Source organism: Pseudomonas sp. RIT288 (assembly GCF_000631985.1).
In the GTDB taxonomy this organism is placed as follows: Bacteria; Pseudomonadota; Gammaproteobacteria; order Pseudomonadales; family Pseudomonadaceae; genus Aquipseudomonas.
Window position 1 is genome coordinate 235,119 of sequence record NZ_JFYN01000005.1, and the last position, 17,099, is coordinate 252,217.

The following is a 17,099-nucleotide window of genomic DNA, read 5'->3' on the forward strand; positions in this document are numbered from 1 at the left end:
CTCCGCATTCCCATACTCAGGGGCTCACGCTTAAAGGTCGATCAGGCAACCACGACTTTTGCCTTTCTACGGCGGATCAACCCTGCTGTTAACTCGTAGTAGTAGATGGTAACTGGAGCTGAGCATCGCAAATAGTGCTCCAGAAACCATCTCACGTGCTTTTCTCTCCAGAACCAGGGAGTCGCGCAACCCCAGCGTTCACGAATCACCTCGTGCATCCTTTCTGCTTGCCTGATGTGCCGCTGCTGCGTGGCATGTGCACCTTTGAGCACGGGGCGCAGGAACAACGCTATGTCGAACTCGGCCGTCATCGGCGGCATCCGATGTAGGCACTCACCACATCGATGCGGTTATGTCCCAACTCGTGGCTGATCTGCTTACGGGCTCGCTGATCAAGTGCTCGATCCTCTTGATGAACACGACCACCATTAACGGGTGCAGGAAAGCCGATTAGTTGCTCATAGCGCTCACAGGCGTAGGCCGCCCGCAGCTCATGAAAACCTTTCAATCCATACTCATGCAGGATGTCCCGTGCCGGTCGCACAACTGCCTGCATAAAGTCTTTATAGCTTTCGTCGGGCGCCAACAAATTCCGGCTGCCATTGGGTGAGGTCGCGCTGGCCCAATCCAGGGCATCGCGAACTTGATCCGTTGCCGTAATCCAGCGCGGTGCCGAGGCCCCTGATCGACCACCTTTGGTGCCATCCTGGATGTTGATCTTGCCCAGTTGCCGAACCTCACGTTGCAGTCGGGGCAGATCGGCCAGAATCGCTTCGCGCAGGCGCATACCAGTCTCACGGGCGAGGAGCACAATGGCACTCACCCTCGATTGCTGACGATCTGACAGCGCCCGCGCGATCAACTCGACCTGCGCACGTTCTTGGCCTTGCGGAGCCTCACTACGCACGCTTGAGCGCTGCAAGCCCAGCGCCTTACTCGGACTCGGGATTTTGACGTACTGATCACCGCGTAGCGCGGCCATCGTTCGGTTCACGCTGGACAGTCGGTTCTGCGCGGTGGCAATGCCGACGTTGCCCTGATCAACCTGCTCCCGCACGTGGACGGCGTACCGCATGAGGATCTCGCGGTCTATCTGGCGCGCGTCGTTGACCCTCGGTCCTTCATCGGAGCGACACCAATGCACGAACGCCTGCCAGCGATCACTATGGGCTTTGACGGTAGCAAAATGGCCGTCGCCGAACAGGTCTTTCAGTGCTTGCGGTCCAGCATAGCTAAGCTGGCGACCGAAGCCGAAATTGCGCCCCGCTCGCTTACCGACCCGAGCCATTTTTCTGTTCCTGATCAACTGCCGCGAGATCATGCAAAAGGGCTCGCCAGTGCGCACTTACAATCGCGAACTGAGCCCAATCAGTCGGGCGAAAACACAGCGTGTTGTCGGTGACGTAAAGATGCGCACCCTCCTCTTTCAACCATTGAATAATGGCTGTCGTAGAGGCGATAGCTTTATGGGTGGTGGCGACAGCGGCGACAACCCTTGTCCTGCCTGGGTTTGAGCGTGGCGACAAAGTGGCGACAGTAGCGGCGACAAATCGCGCTTTGGGCTCCTTTTGACGCTGAGCCAGATGGTTGCGCAGCGCTTCATCAAGATTAAACATGGCGCACCTCGAAGGTGTGGCCATCGGTGATCAACCACTGATGATCAATCAACTCGACCAGCAGCTTGGCGGCATGACGACTGCTCTTGCGGGCAAAGCGGGGACCGTTGCGATTCAATTCACGAATACTGAAACGCTTCCAATCTTTGACCTGTAGCCATCGCAGCAGCCGGTCTGCCTCCTCTTTTACTCGACACACTGGCTCCTGCTCAGTCAGGCGCTGGATCTCGGTGAGGTAGTAGCCGACTAAAGCGGAGGCCCGTTGGATATGGTCGACCTCCACGACGCTGCTCTCCTCCACAACTGCAAGAATGCCAGCGACGCGCAGCAGGTTATCGGCGGCCTTTGATCCGCTGGGCCGTACGCTGGCCAGTTCGCCAAACTCCCCCAGCTGAGCTTCGATAGCATCATGCAAATCAATCCAGCGACGACGCGCCAGCTGACTGAGGCTCAGCATTGACAGCTGCAAGGCACCGTCAGCGGAAAGTGACCACGGCTGATAAAACAGAGCCGAAAGGCGGTGATGATAGCGCTTTAGGGCGGCGTCTTTGGACAAATCGACAGCCTGGTAGCTGCGTTGTCCGGCCAGGCTAATGGGCCAGGTCACCAAGCAGCGCCCTAGAATCCCTTGCCCCTGCAGCAACGGGTCACTGAGTAACTGCATAGCCAAGTACGGTTGCAGCATTAGGTGCAGGCTCAAGCGTCGGTCGTAGGCTCGCAAGCTTTCACCAACCATGGAGCGCGCACGATCTATCGGACTGCCATCCCAGAGTGACGACAAGGTCGTAACCGCTTTCAAACGGTTATCCCGACTCATGGTGCTACTACCGAGGAATTGTCCGCCCTCGTCACAGAACAGTCCCATGCTCGGCAAGTCATGACAGAGCCCTTTGATCAGGGCCTCGATAGTCGGGTCCGTGGTGATCAGCCGAGGGGCCGAAGGCTCCGCTTCGAGCGGTGCGCTTTTTGTGGGGGCGGGATCGGCAGGATTGATACGCTGCGCCTGTCGCTGTGCGGCACGGTAACGGACAAGTTGTTCGCGATAGCGCTGCCACTGCTCACGCTCCCATTGCCGTGCTGGCAGCAATGCACATCGGTCTGCTGCGGTCTTGCGATCACCAGATGCGGCCACTGTGATCAGGTACAGCGACAGCGGATAGTTTCTCCCGTCGAGCTGTAAGCCTGCATGACCTTGGGTGGCCAGTGCCGAGGCGGACAATACCGATTGCGCGGCCAGTGCCCGGGGCACGCCGATGACCTCGGCCATGCGCTCAACCGCGGGCCCAAGAATTCCACCCAGTGCCTGGACAGGATAGGGCTCAGCCACAGGCTTCGCCTCGATTAACGGTCGGGGGGACCGTGGGAGTTCAAGCTTCGGATCTAACTGCTGCATGGGCCCTCTCCTCGTTCATTGCTAGTTGTCCTCACGTAGTCCCGCCACGGCTGTTGAGTGTTATCAGGGATCAAGGCCCCTGCGACCTGTGAGGTGTTCACTGACGCGGAACGAACGGCTCCTTACGACCGGGAGCAAGGGCATGACCCATGAATCTGGCCTCCTTAGACGCATCCGAAAATGCGGGCGGGTGGAGGCTGTGCCGACTGACGAGTTCGGCACCTGGAGATCCTGAGTGGGAGAAGGCAACGACATGGATACCTGGGGCATGCCTGACTATCAGTCAGGTGCAGCCTTTCCATTGGCTGCGGCACCGATGCCTGTGTCGTTGCGGATGGCGACGAATCGGATTTGTCAGGCCGATTGTCACGAGGAGAGTTGCGACAATGCCCTGTATGACGTGGCTTGCAGCAGTGGTACGAGTGCCCGTCTCTTTCCAGAAAAAAGAGACGGGCGCAGTCTGGCGCAGCGAATCACGTCGAGAGGTGAGGTTGCTGCAACGCAGCGAGGTAGGTCCATCGTCTGCCGCAGTGGACAGATCAGTCGAGTAGGCATCCATCACTCTTGGGGAGTGACCGTGCGAGCCGCCGGACGCTAATCGCACTTTGAGATAACCACCACGCAAGTGGCGTAGCCTTGAAGGTTCTGGCTACCTGGGCTGGTGCTGTCAACGACAGCGGTCCGTGCGTCAATTGTTATACCCACTCGAAAAGACGGTCAAGCATCACAGTCAAAGCGCTCAGAAAGTGGCGACTGTCGCCATTTTTGTCGCCACGCTCCAGGCCCCTTTCTGCGCGGGTTGTCGCCGGTGTCGCCGCTGTCGCCTCTTCTCTATTCCTGCTCTGACATTTCGGAACATCTCTGCGCGAGACAATAATCGTGAAGAAACCCTGGGGTAAACGACGGCGCCGCGATAATTAAATTCGAAGTGAGAGGGTGGAACGAGATAGTTCAAAAAAGAACGAGTGAACCCTCCGATCGGCGCGATCAAAGATCGCTGGATTGGAGGGTTTGGCGTGAAAAGCAAGTCCCAAACGTCAATTACAGACTCAAGCATCAAAGCTGGTTGATTTCGAGGTGACGGCTTCACGCTGCATGATCAGGGTCTGAAACCTGCTTCAAATGCTTCCCGCAGATCAACTGGACGACGATGCTTTCGGTTTTGCGCCAGCGCCAACCAGAGAGGTAATGATGAGCCTTCGAGCAACACTCAGCGCATCGCACGCCGTCCTCAATCATCGGGCGTAACTAATTGCCTCAGGGCGCTCAGATACCGGGACCGCCTTCAGCGGGCGGAATAGAAACGAACTCACCGATCGGTTGATGAACACGCTCCCGAGTCAGCGAAGAATTGCATCATCTTTCTCAGGTACGGAATGGTAACCTCGAACAAATAAGAAAAATATTGCGAAGCGTCTACCGCTGGTGTTTATCTGTTGCCTCAAGCGACAACACCAAATTCTGCCCGGGCTGAAATGGCACCTTCGTAAAAGGTGCGGCGTGGTTCAGGAAGCTCAGCGAGGATGCGGGAATTGCTACCCCGTAAATTATGTGATGGACGCTCTAAGGTATCGCTAGATACATAGGAGCTCACTGACTGGATGATTGGTTAACCGAGGGCAAGGAATGCATATCGTGGGCGGTCTTTACCGAGAGTTATGCGATATACCATTCTGGGACGCCACGATGGGTTCGGGAGGCCGCGCGGCGATGGCCATGATCGACCTATCACCAGGCTCTGAATTTCATACCTACGCCTCCCCCGCCGACGATGCTGCAATTCTGGCGCTTCAAAGCAGGGGGGTGGTTGCCACCACTGTTGCCCGTCCCTCGTCGATCGTCTTTGCCTATTTTCATCCTTTATCTTCTCCCCACGTCGAGCCGCCGCGAGAGGCCCTTAGTCGCCTGCCGGCATTGCAAGTGACAGGTGAAGCGGTGTTGCGATTCGGTTTTTTGGAGGGCGATGCAATCGTCACAGCCGACCGTGCTGTTTATGATCCACAGACATGGCGTAACCCACAGCCGTTTTCAGCAAATGGCTCGACTGCGGACGAATTAGCGCTGGTGCTCAACGAGCTTGAACTCCGTGAAGCTGCAGGCATGTACAACCTTGATCAAGCCGCACTTTGCCTGATAAACAAGGCGGGCGCTCAGGTGGTTGTTGTTAAAAGAGGGGCTTGCGGTGCGTCGGTCTATGACGCCGCGGGAAACGTCTCCCACGTGCCGGCTTACCGCTCAAGCAAGATTTTTAAAATCGGTACGGGAGACATTTTCAGTGCGGTATTTGCGGTGTATTGGGCGGAAAGAAAAATGCCTGCCGCCCAAGCTGCTGACTTAGCGTCGCGGTCAGTCTCGCTTTACTGTGAAACGCGCACATTTAAGTTTGACCCTCTTTCCCTTTCTCAGCGTCACCCCGTTGCTGCGAGAGTGGGGGCACGAATTTGTATTGAGGGGAGTACCGAGTCCATCGGCCAACGTTACACCCTGGAAGAAGCCCGTTTTGCCTTGCGCGAACTGGGAATGGAAGTGATGAACCCAGAAACGGAGCAAGAAGCCGGCGCTTGGAGCGCGGATGCCACGCTCGTCATTGATGATGGCCTATCCCCACAGGCGTTGATTCGAATTCGGAAACATCAGGTGCAAGGAAGGCCTGTCGTCGTGCTGCACGAGCGATCAAATACGACAATCTCGCTGAGCACGGATATTGAGACAACCGATGACTTCGCATCAGCCATCTACCTTGCAGCTTGGGCGGCAGGTGAAAGCGTAGCCTTGAGCTGATCACAACAATAAATGGCATCGCCCTAGGGTTGTGCAATGGAATGTAACCAGTGAGGCCCGACCAACCCATGGCGGACATTTACATCATTTATGCCAAGGAAAACCGTGACACTGCGGTGAAGATTCGAGACCTCCTCTTGTCCTCGTGGAGTGTCTGGTTGGACGACCTTATCGTTGGCGATTTCGACTCAGTCATAAAAGAGAACATTCAAAGTACGAGATGCGTAATCGCGCTGTATTCATCCTTCGCGAGTAAACCTGCCGTGAAGGGGGAACTCAGCCTTGCGGGTAAATACGGCAAAAAGGTCATTCCATTGATTCTGGATGACAGCGATCCGCCTTATCCGTATGGACACTTCAGCAGCGTTGATTTCCGCGCATGGCAAGGAGACGTAGATGCAGAAGCAGTGAAAATGCTGCAGGTGAAGATCGGCGAAGTCGTCAAACCTCGATGCCCGCCGACTCGGCTTGAGGCAGTTCATAACGGACTGTTGCCAATTCCGAACGTGTTCATGTCTGTTTCATCTCATGAGACCCAGTTCACACCCGCCGCGGCACTGAGCGTATTGAAGGCACACAACACTGGGTCAATCCTGGTGTCTGCATACGATCTGGTGAAATCCAAAGAGCGCAAAAAGATGGTCAAGGAAATTCAGGCCTATCGCAGGCAAGGTGGGTTCGTCCTGATTGATTCTGGGAACTATGAAGCCGATCGCATGGACGACAAGGATTGGACGCCCGCTCACTTCAAGGAGGCTTTGCTGGGGACACCGCATGACTGGGCGTTTTGCTTTGATAAAATGACGCCGAATAAGAATCCGGACAAAGCAGTTGAAGAGGTTGTTCGGGCAGTCAGACGAGATTCCAAGCATACCCAGGCCCCTGTACTGCCCATCGTCCATGTGTCGCAAGATGAACCCGGTTTAGCGCGCCTGCCTCAAATAGTGCGAGGCGTCTCCGAACAGCTCCGCCCTCCGGTTATCGCGATTGCTGAAAGGGAACTGGGGGCAGGTCTGGCGCTTCGGGCAAAAACGATGAAACGAGTAAGGACGGAACTCGACAAGCTGCCTTACTACCAGCCCATCCATCTGCTGGGCACCGGAAACCCATGGAGCATTGCAGTGCTGGTAGCTGCGGGAGCCGACACCTTTGACGGGCTGGAATGGTGCCGATTTTCCATCGACCCCAGACGGGGCCGCCTTCATCACTTCCAACATTTTGACTTTTTCAAGAATTCTGGGGACCGCACACCGTTTCTCGACATCGTGGACGCCAACCCTGATATTGAGTATGCGGGCCGGGTCGCCCTGTATAATCTCGAGTACTATGAAGAGTTTGGGCACATGATGCGTTCCATGATTGCAACTAAGGACGCCGAACTTTTCGCGACAGGCATCGTGCGAATGTTTAACGCCCAAGAGCTAAGAAAGCTCTTCCCGGAGATATTTCCATGACCAGCTATAGCGCCGAGGCGCTGTCTAGAGCGGTAGCCGCGGTCTGCCCTGACATCCGCTTGCGCATTGAGGAAGGTGTAGTGTCAGACGAACACCACCTTTGGTGGGAGTTGTCATGCTGCATCCTGAGCAGCCAGGTACCCTACCCGCTCGCCATGGCGGCAGCAGACGCAATCGACGCGCGCGGATTTCTTCATAAAACTGAAGGAAATCAGGAAGACCTCGCCGAGCGTTTGTTTGAGGTACTGAGTACCCCTCTGGATGTAGAAGGCAAAAAACGCAGCTACAGGTTCCCCAAAGCCAAAGCCGGTCACCTGGCATCGACTTGGGCTGCGGTAGCAGGCACTGGCGGCTCCCTGAAAGCCTTGATCAGCAGGGACGTTAACGACGTACGGGCATGGCTGGTTGCTCACGCCTGCGGCATTGGGCCTAAGCAAGCAAGCATGTTCTTGCGCAACTGCGGAGTCACTTATGACTTGGCAATCCTGGATCGGCATGTTCTCAATTACATGTCTGCACAAGGCATTTACTCAGGCGCTCAAACGTCCATTTCTGGGCTGAGCCAGTACGGTCGTCATGAACAGCGACTGCGCGACCACGCGCGGGAGATGGACTGTCCGGTTGGGCTGCTCGATTGGGCAATATGGATCGTCATGCGCGTCGCGAACCGCAAGCAGGAGGCTGTTTTAGTATGAGCATCGTGACACTCGTTTCCGGGGGCCTGGACTCCACACTGGTCGCAAAACTGGCGATTGAAGAAGGCCTGCGAATTTATCCGCTCTTCGTTGATTACGGCCAGCGGGCACGTGAGAGGGAGCTAGCTGCCTGCAGGCTGGCCATGAAGAAACTCGGCCTCCCCGAGCCCGAGATCGCCGATTTGTCGGGGTTCGGGAAATTGATACGTTCAGGGCTTACGGATCCGAATCTCCACATCATCGAAGACGCCTTCACACCTGGTCGAAATATGCTTTTCCTGCTGATTGCGGCTGCATATGCCCATCAGAAAAATGCAGATGCCATTTCAATAGGCCTGCTTCATGAAAGCACTAGCTTATTCCCTGATCAGACCTCTGGATTCCTGGCCGAGGCTGAGCGCATGATATGTCTTTGCATGGGCAAACAGATCAAGGTACTCGCCCCGCTGGCGCTGTTCACAAAACCTGATGTCGTTGTATTGGCAGCCGAAAAGGGTATTACGCAGACCTACTCCTGCCATCTGGGTGAGGAAGAGGCATGTGGTAACTGCATCGCCTGCAACGAATTCAAATTTGAGGAAAACCAGTAATGGGCGGAAGCAGCTCAGGTGGATGGAGCCGACTCGGCGATGTTAAATCGCTGGAGCAGAAAGCCAAAGCAGCGCTCAACGAGGGCAAGCGCAACGTATTCATCAGTTTCGCGACTGAGGATATGAATGAGGTCAATCTGCTACGAGCTCAGGCGAAAAATGACAATAATGATATCGAGTTCAACGACCACTCCGTGCGTGAGCCCTACGACAGCGTTCAGGCCGAGTACATCAAGCGCAAAATTTCCGAACGCATCAACCGCGCCTCGGTGACTGTTGTCTATATCTCCGACGACACTTCTCAGAGTAAATGGGTTAAATGGGAGGTTGAGAAGAGCCTTGAGCTTGGAAAGAAAGTGGTGGCGGTGCACTCGGGTAGTCGGTTCAACGGAACCGAACCCAAGTGGATCTCAGACCATGGGATCAAGACTGTTGCCTGGTCGAAACTCGCTGACGAGCTCAAGTAGACGAAGAACGCGCGAGGACATATGCCAGCTAACGTCTATCTGGACAGCCTGAAAACGTAAGCATCCATCCGTTCAGTTGTCCTTGCGCGCTTCCCACTGGGTATGTTCCCGCGAAAAGGCATTCTCAGCGTCGCCCACAAATTTCGACAAATCGTCATCTGCGACTAGCTCTTGCGCTTGCTCTCGGATGAGGGTGATTTCATGCGCCGTAAGAGCATAAGAGGCAGAGAGTTCGGTGAAGCGCTTCGCCTGCATCCACGTCAGTAAGCTGGCTGCGACAGCTATGAACACATCGGTAGGAAAATACTGGTACTGGACGTTGGCGACCTTAATTAACGCGCAGATGAAAGCGACCGCGTTCACCAAGATCAGGGCAGTGAAAAAATGCTTCGCCGCACGGGTGTTAAATCTTGCCTTTCGCGAATACCAATCCAACTGATCGTTGATACGAAACTCTACATACGTATCACGTCGCGAAGCGAAGTCACCGGCCCTTAGCTGCTTCATCACCGCTGTAAGTTGGTGCGCCGATAAATGACTGATCAGCTTGTCCGATACCCCCGGATTTTGCCGTACCACCTGCGTAAGCTTTTTTAAGAGGTGTTGCTTTGCAGTCTCATCGCTCTCGTGAAAAGGCTCTGCCCTAGAAACGTAGCGCCACGTTATCGTCTTGATGGACTCAGCGACTGCACGTCCAGAGTACCAAACCCGCTCCGGCCTCATGGCCGCTAGGTAAACGGAGCTGGCTAATGCCCCGGCGAGCAGCGCTGCTTGGATGGCAGCCGAGATCCAATGCGGATAATTGATAACGGACACGACCGCAGCTGCCACCAATAACACCAGATTAACAATCAGGGCGGTTAGGAAATGCGTCTGAGCATCCCCTGAGAGCTTGTCGGCCGCTTGGTAGAGACCCGGGAAATCAGAGCTTTGCATCAAACGGCCTCATAACCGAGATTTTTGTAAATGCTGTCTGGGAAATGGTAATTCCCGCGCTGGCTGTTGGTAGGGTGCCCTAGCGCATGAGCAATGATAGCGGCCGAGTAAGGAACGAAGATTGCTCCGACGTCCTGCATGACGGGTGGACAGAGGTCTGCGTTCAGGTAGCGACCTCCATCCAGGTTGACACCGATCAGATTGCACCCCTTCTCTATCGCAACTTGAATTTCCCAACGCACATATTTGTGTTTTGATCGGGTGTCTCTGCCGATCAAAAGCATGAAGGTGCCGGCCATGTCGATGCGCTCTCGGCATTTCCGTTTGATATAGTCCTCATCCTCTGACTCCAGGGCCATATTCAACTGGCAATCGGCGAAATTGAAATCTAAATGGGTGTTCTTTCGCCATGCGCCCATCAGCTCGTACATGTGCCGATCGGTGCTGCTGAAACCCACAAATGTTCTAGGTAATCCCATTACTTCTCCTTGATTATGTTGAGGCAACGCGCGAGCACTCGCGCACCAGCGGGCTCACTTTTCTGCAGGAGAGAGCGTTGCCAGCCGCTCTGGCCTGATGGCGAACAGCTCATCCTTGCCGGCCATATAGGTTTCGATTTCCCACTGTGCATCGGCTGCGCCCAAAAACTTGTGCTCGAACGCCCCGGCTTCGGTCGGATTTTCGATAGCGAAATAGCAATTGGCTAACGTAGCGTAGATCCAACGCTTGTCTGGGCGATCGAAGAAGTCCGAGGAGTCCAATAGGGGCAGCAGTGACTTCACAATCATCTGGCGAATTTTATGGGCGCACATGAAGTCGAACACCTTTTCAGAGTGTTCTGCCTGAACCTGGGCACGAAACTCGAAGCACAGCGCTAGGTTTTCACCATTGTAATAGTCGCGTTTCACCTCAAATCCGCGTCGATAAAACTGGATCGCTGCATCGAGCGACTCACGGTCGCCTTCACGCAACCAAAGTCGCTTGGTGATCGCACCGGCCACGCCCACAGTCTCGGGGTCGTTCGAGGCCTCAGGATCCAGCGAGCGGATGATTTCAAGCCCGGCGCGCAATGCCGAAGTCTCATCGGGGAGCTTTGCCTTGTACGTGGTTAATGCCAGTTTCTGCAGAATGTCAGGTTCGCCAGGCTTCATGTCCCTGGCTGCCGCGAACTCCTGGCTCGCTAGATCGTGTCTGCTTTGGCGCATGAACTTCTCACCTTCACGCATATGACGTGAAAAGCGCTGTTGTGCTTCCTCGGCTTCCCCCAGCAACTCTTCGTATTCTTCATCGGACATTCTTGGCGATAGGAGCTTGGGGAGAAATGTGTAAACGGGGCTGTCCACGGCTTGGGCAGCCATTACAGCGTCAATGAGTTCCCCAAGATCCTTAACTGCCCTTTTGGCTTCTCGCGCCAGAATATCGTCTCCGAAGTGCTGGTACCGAAATGTGCTGACATGGTTCAGGTCAAAGTACAGCTTGCCCTGATCCTCATTCATGATGATGGTTGAGTTGGGCCTGAGTGCGTGCCGCACGCCCAGCTCATAAACGGCATTTACGTTTCCAGTAGAAATGTCGGCTATGACCAGATCGGCCCTAAGGAGCATCTCGTACATTTTCACGTCGATGAACCCAGACTGCGTGATTTCATCGGCCCTGATACATCTCAAGCCTTGAGCAGTGACGGCAGGCTCGATAATGGTCTCGTAAGTGGCATTCAGATCAAGCGTGCGGCCGGTTTCATATTCGGTTTTCTTGCCGAAACCCATCACGACAAAGCATACCTTCATTAATAATCGTCCCTTGCCAGCAAAAAGTCCCAGGCAGGCTCGCAGACTGCTTGCCACCACCTTGTCGAAAACGTGCAAATACCTGCGAAAAGCATTAAGCGCTATCAGCCGGGCTGAGAGTAGGATCCATAGATATCAAAATGCCGCCTCCCGATCCACTGCCACGCCGGAGCGTCATGACAATTACTGTCCTGAATCCCTTAGCTAAATGGTGCTGGCACCGGCCACCTTACTCTCTGCCCTCACCGCTTGAACGGCATTTCTCGACTAGGCCGAATAAATAGGGGGGGTAATTGCGCTGACATCGTTCTATTGCCCGGCGGGACGTTCGAGGACCGTCACTACCCACGCGATGCGGAATCAAAGCTCCGCCAGACAGTAACACGCCATCATGATTGCAGAAAGCCATCACGTGCGAGACTATTTAGCCTGACGCTTGGATCCCAGGAGATGGAAAAGATGTTGGATAGACTCAAAGGCTCCAGCGGCCAGCCAGAAGCGCTACGACTGCTAAAGCGCCAGGAATTGGTACAGGAAGACAGCGAGCGTGCAGGCTTCCTACTAAGCAAGGGTGAGCTCATCGAGTTTGAGCCAGACACCCACCTCATCACTTATGGTGAAGCTTCGAGCGACGTATATTTTTTGCTCTCAGGCGACGTCAGGATTCTAAAGGGTAAGCACATATTGAATGAAAGCTTTCGCGCTGGTAATTGCGTCGGTGAGATCGCAGCCATTCAAGTCGTTCTGAGGACGGCCACAGTCATCGCAAACACCAGTGTGGTGGCGCTGAAAGTGGCACGGGAAGATTTTGTGTCATTTATCGATACCTTTCCTGCCGCGAGTAAGGCACTAGCTTTTGATTTGGCGGCTCGGCTGGAACGTAGAAATGATCGAATCGCCACGCCAGGCCGTAAGCACCGGATATTTGTGATTTCTTCCACCGAAGCGATGAGTATCGCGCTTACAGGCATACGCTTCTTCAGTCGCCATGATGAATTTGAATTTTGCCCTTGGCCGATCGAGACATTCCGGGCGTCAAGCTATCCGCTGGATGATCTAGAGGCTGAGCTAGAAACTGCGGACTTCGCTATTGCCATTGCTCAGGGCGATGACGTCACCGAATCAAGGGACTCTCGAAAGCCTAGCCCGCGAGATAACGTTCTGTTTGAACTCGGCCTTTTCATGGGTCGGCTTGGGCGCAAACGCACCCTATTGATGACTCAGGAGGGGTGTGACCTCAAGCTTCCAAGCGATCTCAGCGGGATGATGGTGGTGAAGTATTCGAAACAAATCTCAAGCACACCATCTGAGCAGCTCCAATTGTGGCAACACGCTAAGGATCATTTCGGAGCGCTTATCTAATGAACCACTCTGAGTTATCTCTGGTTGAAATCGCCGCGCGCGAAGGACTGAAAGCCGCGATACAAGGTTGGGAAAAGGTCGGGCACCTCATCAGAGCAAACGAGATGTTCGAAAGCATGGGGATGGAATCCTACGCCGCCGACAGCGCGATACCTGGCCACCCCTTTGTTGAACCGGGAAATCCAAAAGTAGATGAGTTTGTGGCGCTGGTGGTCGACATGCGCAAATCCTCAGCAAGGCTCAAGACTCATCTAAGCGGTACAAAGGTAAAAAGCGGCTTTCAGCGTATTTACTATGAAACCTCTGCCTTGCTTCCTGCGCTCGCTCAGACGGCGCTTTTCAAAAACGGCCACGTAACAGAATATCTAGGTGACGGTGTGTTGATCCTTTTCAAGGTCGACACAGACAACCGCGTCCAATCCGTGAAAGACGCTTATAACGTTGCAGCAAACTGCGTCAAAACCACTAGAAATATTGTTAACGACCTCATTCGCGAACAGTTGGATTTGCCACCATTGGATATCGGAGCGGGCCTGTCAATGAGCCAAGCTCTAGTGACGATGGTAGGCCTTCCTCCGAACCAGCAGCCGAAAGCAGTCGGAACATGCGTGTGGGAGGCATCGAAGTTGAGCGACGGAACCAACCAGGTTAACGTTGCCAAGACGTTGTATGACGCGTGGCCGTCAGAAAAAGGGGGTACCTTACGATTTGAGCCACTCAAGTCTTTGAAACACAACGTCGAGGGATTCAAGGTGGTAGCAGGCTCCTAACACCACGAGCAACAGGACATGCTTACCGCCCAACGGCTGGCATCGCAGACGCCAGCCGCACTCTCAATAGGGGCCAGAGTGATCCAAGCTCGAGTGTCTCGCAGAAGTTAAATTAGGGTGTAAGTTCGCAAGGTATTCCAATTGGTATTCCATATAAAAATAAAAACAGAAATTAAGCACAAAAATCAATAAGATAGCTTTTTGATTCAAGTTACCCCGGCCCACCAACTCTCGACGACAAAGCCCGCCCAGTGCGGGCTTTGTCGCATCTGGCGTTTCATTCCTGCTTCCAATGCCCATGCCGATGATGCACATCCGGAAAATGCGCATGCCTATGCCGTATCGGCGTGTGCACATGCCGATGGCTATGCGGCTCCACCCCATCCCACTCAAACCCATGTGTATGTTGGTGATGCTCATCGTGTGTATGCCGATGATCATGCTCAAGCGGTTCGTGCTGATGTTCATGAACATGGTTTTCCATCAGATGAATCCATACCCCCACGGCCATTAACGCCGCTGCGAGCAGGAACATCAGCGATATCGACTCGCCGAGCAGCAGAATCGAGATGCCTGCGCCCAGAAACGGTGCGGTGGAAAAGTAGGCGCCGGTGCGTGCGCTGCCGAGGCCGCGCAGGGCGAGGACGAACATTACCAGGCTGACGCCGTAGCCGAGAAAGCCGACCAGCATGATCGGCGCCAGCGAGGTGGCGGCGGGTAGTTGGGTGCCGATGAACAGGGCCAATGTGCAGTTGACCAGACCGGCCATGAGGCCTTTGCTGCCGGCGATGAACAGTGCGTCCGAGGCAGAGACTTTACGGGTCAGGTTATTGTCGATGGCCCAGCAAAAGCAGGCGAAGGCCACGGCCAATGGGCCGGTCCAGTCTTGCGCCGAGATGGCCTCTTGTGGCCAGGACAGCACGACGCCACCGGCGACGATGGCGAGCATGCCGATCACGATTCGTCGGTCGGCATTTTCCTTGAACACCACCCACGCCAGCAGCGCCGTGAGCACTGATTCGAGGTTGAGCATCAGTGACGCGCTCGCGCCGGACGTTCGGGTCAGACCGAACATCAGCGCCACCGGCGCCAGCACTCCGCCGAAGCCGATGGCACCGAGCAGCCATGGCCATTCACCGGTGCCGAGACCGGAAGGCTTCCAGCCACGATCGCGGGCAAAACGCAGGATGGTCAAGCCCAGACCGCTACCGAGATAGAGCAGCCCGGCCAGCAGAATTGGCGAAATCTGTATCCCCAGCAGTTTGGCGAGGGGTGTACTGGCGCCAAACAGCGCCGCCGCAATCAATGCGTAGAGAACGCTCATATTCATGCCGGAAACACTCGCTCGGGCCGATGGAATACCGGCACCTATCATGGCAACGATCATGGCAAAAATCAGGTGAGAATTATGTGAACAGCTGATTCGTCTCAGGGAACATCACCTCTGGCACGTGCTCAAATCCAGCAACATTTTATCCGCGCAATCTCTGGGCGGTCGCTCGAAGCAGGCTCTATGCTGCGAACATCGAGATGCAATGGAGTTGAAGATGAAGAGTTGGATCGCCGTAGCGCTGGCCGCGCTGATTTCCTTGTCCGTCCATGCGGCCGACGCCCCCACTGTGCACGCCGAACCGATTGCGTTCACTGCCAGCGCCGACAGCGCCCAGCGCAAACAGTCGATCAAGGGTGACCAGACCGCGCAGTACAGATTCAACGCCAAGGCCGGCCAGATACTGACCGTCGACTTCAAACCGTCCAACACCTCCGCTTACTTCAACATCCTCGCCAAGGGTGCCGATTACGCGCTGTTCAACGGCTCGATCATGGGCAATCACTTCCTCGGCACATTGCCCAGCGATGGCGAGTACACGGTTCAGGTCTACCTCATGCGCAACGCCGCACGGCGTAATGAAGTGGCCAACTATGAGCTGTCGCTGAGGCTGGTCAATGGCGATGCCATCAGCCGGCAACAGCCATTCGATCAGACGCTGGAATTGCACGGCATCGCCTTTCACGTCAGCACCGAGCAGGTCGATGGCAAACCGACGCTGCGCATCGCTCCCAAGGGGCTGGAGATCGACAACACGGTTATCAGCCAGGCGCTGACGGGTGATGTGGTGCGCGCCGAAGTCGCCGACATCAATAACGACGGCTCCCCCGAACTCTACGTTTTCACCCGCTCGCCCGGGCGCGGCATGCCGGGCGAACTGATCGCCTATTCAGCCAACAACAAGAAATCCCTGAGCGCAATCTACCTGCCTCCCGTCAGCGACAACCCGAAAACCGCCGAGGGTTATCAGGGCGAGGACTCGTTTGCGGTGGTGGAAAACACGTTGGTGCAACGCTTCCCGGTGTATGACAGTGCCGACGCTGGCGCCGGGCGTACGGGAAAGATGCGTCAGGTTCAGTACAAGTTGGTGGCAGGTGAAGCCGGCTGGATTTTGCGCGAGGACAAGGTCTCCGAGTTCTGAAATGACCTGGCTCGTCATGCCGATTTCGCCGCGGATCACCTGCCCTGAGCCGTTGCAGAGCGCTCGCTGCCGAGATGAATTTTTCTTCACTGCCCCGCTTCGATCAACGCGGTACAGTCCGCTCGCTCATTCAAGAAACTACGGTTCGCCCGCGCTCTCCCGCGGGCTTTTTTTTGCCTGGCGTTTGCTGCCGAAGCGATACACCCAGGTGTCCTGCACGCCGTGCTGCTGCGATTGCCGCGTCTGTGGGTGAACCCTGATCAGCGCAAACCCCGCCGCTTCAGCCAGACGCTGACTGCGGCTGTTGGCCGAGGATGTGGTCAGGTAAAAGGTGAACTCAGGCAGGCGCCTGACCAGTTGCTGGATAACTTCGCGCATGTAGCCCTTGCCGGCAAACGCGCTGTTGGCCCAATAACCGACGACATAGCGCTTGCGTCGACGCGGCACCAGGCCGATGCAGCCAACGACGGCTTGTCCGTCTTCAGTCACGATGAATAAGCGCCGCTCACCGGTCTCGCTGGTGAAGTCATCCCGCGCTTGCAGCATGGACGACAGCGCCCGCTCCTCACTGGTGTGTTCAACCGCCCACTCTAGAAAAGGCGCATGCTCGCGGTAACTGGCGTTCAGCGCCTCCCGCACCGGAGCGACCAGCGCTGGGTCCGGCGCCCGAACACACAGTGCCAACCCATTTACCGTCAATGCAAATTCCATTGCTTGTTCCTCCAACCCCAGAAATGCCGCAGTCGATAACCCTGTGCACTCAACCAAAGAAATTTA

Annotated in this window: 17 protein-coding genes; 8 read left to right on the top strand and 9 right to left on the bottom strand. The window is 55.4% G+C overall.

All coding sequences use genetic code 11. The annotated features are described in order from the left end of the window. Positions 1-41 precede the first annotated feature (41 nt). The 4 genes from BW33_RS06985 to BW33_RS07000 are packed head-to-tail and all read right to left on the bottom strand — an operon-like array spanning position 42 to position 3,009. The gene (locus BW33_RS06985; protein WP_047597956.1) at positions 42-311 is read right to left on the bottom strand and encodes a hypothetical protein; all 270 of its coding nucleotides are present in this window, start codon (positions 309-311) and stop codon (positions 42-44) included. Then, positions 308-1,288, bottom strand: coding sequence for an integrase domain-containing protein (locus tag BW33_RS06990; RefSeq protein WP_047597957.1), 981 nt, complete (start codon positions 1,286-1,288; stop codon positions 308-310). The genes BW33_RS06985 and BW33_RS06990 overlap by 4 nt, the downstream gene beginning before the upstream one ends. Beyond that, entirely contained in the window at positions 1,272-1,616 is a 345-nt protein-coding gene (locus tag BW33_RS06995) for a hypothetical protein (RefSeq protein ID WP_047597958.1), read from the bottom strand. Before BW33_RS06995 ends, BW33_RS06990 begins: the two co-directional genes overlap by 17 nt. Further along, positions 1,609-3,009 (bottom strand): YfjI family protein, encoded by a 1,401-nt coding sequence (locus BW33_RS07000; RefSeq protein ID WP_047597959.1) that lies wholly within the window; start codon positions 3,007-3,009, stop codon positions 1,609-1,611. The genes BW33_RS06995 and BW33_RS07000 overlap by 8 nt, the downstream gene beginning before the upstream one ends. Before the next feature lie 1,710 nt (positions 3,010-4,719). On the opposite strand from BW33_RS07000, the gene BW33_RS07005 reads away from it, so the two are divergent. The 5 genes from BW33_RS07005 to BW33_RS07025 all read left to right on the top strand — a co-directional run bounded on the left by BW33_RS07005 (position 4,720) and on the right by BW33_RS07025 (position 8,996). Continuing rightward, positions 4,720-5,790, top strand: a complete 1,071-nt coding sequence (locus BW33_RS07005) for a carbohydrate kinase family protein (protein WP_236645201.1) — start codon at positions 4,720-4,722, stop codon at positions 5,788-5,790. Positions 5,791-5,858: 68 nt separating this feature from the next. Further along, the gene (locus BW33_RS07010; protein ID WP_047597962.1) at positions 5,859-7,244 is read left to right on the top strand and encodes a TIR domain-containing protein; all 1,386 of its coding nucleotides are present in this window, start codon (positions 5,859-5,861) and stop codon (positions 7,242-7,244) included. Continuing rightward, positions 7,241-7,939 carry an 8-oxoguanine DNA glycosylase gene (locus BW33_RS07015; RefSeq protein WP_047597964.1) on the top strand — a complete coding sequence of 233 codons (699 nt, stop codon included), beginning with the start codon at positions 7,241-7,243 and terminating at the stop codon, positions 7,937-7,939. The genes BW33_RS07010 and BW33_RS07015 overlap by 4 nt, the downstream gene beginning before the upstream one ends. After that, positions 7,936-8,529, top strand: coding sequence for a 7-cyano-7-deazaguanine synthase (locus tag BW33_RS07020; RefSeq protein WP_047597966.1), 594 nt, complete (start codon positions 7,936-7,938; stop codon positions 8,527-8,529). The genes BW33_RS07015 and BW33_RS07020 overlap by 4 nt, the downstream gene beginning before the upstream one ends. After that, positions 8,529-8,996, top strand: coding sequence for a TIR domain-containing protein (locus BW33_RS07025; protein WP_047597967.1), 468 nt, complete (start codon positions 8,529-8,531; stop codon positions 8,994-8,996). The genes BW33_RS07020 and BW33_RS07025 overlap by 1 nt, the downstream gene beginning before the upstream one ends. A 72-nt stretch (positions 8,997-9,068) precedes the next feature. Here BW33_RS07025 and BW33_RS07030 read toward each other — a convergent pair whose 3' ends face one another. The 3 genes from BW33_RS07030 to BW33_RS07040 are packed head-to-tail and all read right to left on the bottom strand — an operon-like array spanning position 9,069 to position 11,776. Continuing rightward, positions 9,069-9,932 (bottom strand): DUF4231 domain-containing protein, encoded by an 864-nt coding sequence (locus BW33_RS07030; RefSeq protein ID WP_047597969.1) that lies wholly within the window; start codon positions 9,930-9,932, stop codon positions 9,069-9,071. Beyond that, entirely contained in the window at positions 9,932-10,411 is a 480-nt protein-coding gene (locus BW33_RS07035; RefSeq protein ID WP_047597970.1) for a TIR domain-containing protein, read from the bottom strand. The genes BW33_RS07030 and BW33_RS07035 overlap by 1 nt, the downstream gene beginning before the upstream one ends. A gap of 54 nt (positions 10,412-10,465) precedes the next feature. Further along, on the bottom strand, positions 10,466-11,776 hold the full coding sequence (locus BW33_RS07040) for a TRAFs-binding domain-containing protein (RefSeq protein WP_236645202.1): 1,311 nt from the start codon (positions 11,774-11,776) through the stop codon (positions 10,466-10,468). A 393-nt stretch (positions 11,777-12,169) separates the two neighbouring features. On the opposite strand from BW33_RS07040, the gene BW33_RS07045 reads away from it, so the two are divergent. Beyond that, a complete protein-coding gene (locus tag BW33_RS07045) occupies positions 12,170-13,081 on the top strand; it encodes a TIR domain-containing protein (RefSeq protein ID WP_052032690.1) in 912 nt (303 codons plus the stop codon). Further along, on the top strand, positions 13,081-13,851 hold the full coding sequence (locus BW33_RS07050; RefSeq protein ID WP_047597973.1) for a hypothetical protein: 771 nt from the start codon (positions 13,081-13,083) through the stop codon (positions 13,849-13,851). Before BW33_RS07045 ends, BW33_RS07050 begins: the two co-directional genes overlap by 1 nt. Before the next feature lie 277 nt (positions 13,852-14,128). Here BW33_RS07050 and BW33_RS07055 read toward each other — a convergent pair whose 3' ends face one another. Further along, positions 14,129-15,181, bottom strand: coding sequence for a DMT family transporter (locus BW33_RS07055; RefSeq protein WP_047597974.1), 1,053 nt, complete (start codon positions 15,179-15,181; stop codon positions 14,129-14,131). A 217-nt stretch (positions 15,182-15,398) separates the two neighbouring features. Between BW33_RS07055 and BW33_RS07060 the strand changes: the two genes are divergently transcribed. Next, on the top strand, positions 15,399-16,322 hold the full coding sequence (locus tag BW33_RS07060; protein ID WP_047597975.1) for a hypothetical protein: 924 nt from the start codon (positions 15,399-15,401) through the stop codon (positions 16,320-16,322). A 138-nt stretch (positions 16,323-16,460) separates the two neighbouring features. On the opposite strand, the gene BW33_RS07065 is transcribed toward BW33_RS07060, so the two are convergent. Beyond that, the gene (locus BW33_RS07065) at positions 16,461-17,033 is read right to left on the bottom strand and encodes a GNAT family N-acetyltransferase (protein WP_047597976.1); all 573 of its coding nucleotides are present in this window, start codon (positions 17,031-17,033) and stop codon (positions 16,461-16,463) included. Positions 17,034-17,099: the final 66 nt, after the last annotated feature.

Coding starts and splice junctions, on each gene's coding strand:
- BW33_RS07035 (WP_047597970.1), bottom strand. CDS start 10,411: ATGGGATTACCTAGAACATTTGTGGGTTTCAGCAGCACCGATCGGCAC.
- BW33_RS07060 (WP_047597975.1), top strand. CDS start 15,399: ATGAAGAGTTGGATCGCCGTAGCGCTGGCCGCGCTGATTTCCTTGTCC.
- BW33_RS07030 (WP_047597969.1), bottom strand. CDS start 9,932: ATGCAAAGCTCTGATTTCCCGGGTCTCTACCAAGCGGCCGACAAGCTC.
- BW33_RS07025 (WP_047597967.1), top strand. CDS start 8,529: ATGGGCGGAAGCAGCTCAGGTGGATGGAGCCGACTCGGCGATGTTAAA.
- BW33_RS07020 (WP_047597966.1), top strand. CDS start 7,936: ATGAGCATCGTGACACTCGTTTCCGGGGGCCTGGACTCCACACTGGTC.
- BW33_RS06995 (WP_047597958.1), bottom strand. CDS start 1,616: ATGTTTAATCTTGATGAAGCGCTGCGCAACCATCTGGCTCAGCGTCAA.
- BW33_RS07015 (WP_047597964.1), top strand. CDS start 7,241: ATGACCAGCTATAGCGCCGAGGCGCTGTCTAGAGCGGTAGCCGCGGTC.
- BW33_RS07050 (WP_047597973.1), top strand. CDS start 13,081: ATGAACCACTCTGAGTTATCTCTGGTTGAAATCGCCGCGCGCGAAGGA.
- BW33_RS07055 (WP_047597974.1), bottom strand. CDS start 15,181: ATGAATATGAGCGTTCTCTACGCATTGATTGCGGCGGCGCTGTTTGGC.
- BW33_RS07010 (WP_047597962.1), top strand. CDS start 5,859: ATGGCGGACATTTACATCATTTATGCCAAGGAAAACCGTGACACTGCG.
- BW33_RS06990 (WP_047597957.1), bottom strand. CDS start 1,288: ATGGCTCGGGTCGGTAAGCGAGCGGGGCGCAATTTCGGCTTCGGTCGC.
- BW33_RS07045 (WP_052032690.1), top strand. CDS start 12,170: ATGGAAAAGATGTTGGATAGACTCAAAGGCTCCAGCGGCCAGCCAGAA.
- BW33_RS07065 (WP_047597976.1), bottom strand. CDS start 17,033: ATGGAATTTGCATTGACGGTAAATGGGTTGGCACTGTGTGTTCGGGCG.
- BW33_RS06985 (WP_047597956.1), bottom strand. CDS start 311: ATGACGGCCGAGTTCGACATAGCGTTGTTCCTGCGCCCCGTGCTCAAA.
- BW33_RS07005 (WP_236645201.1), top strand. CDS start 4,720: ATGGCCATGATCGACCTATCACCAGGCTCTGAATTTCATACCTACGCC.
- BW33_RS07000 (WP_047597959.1), bottom strand. CDS start 3,009: ATGCAGCAGTTAGATCCGAAGCTTGAACTCCCACGGTCCCCCCGACCG.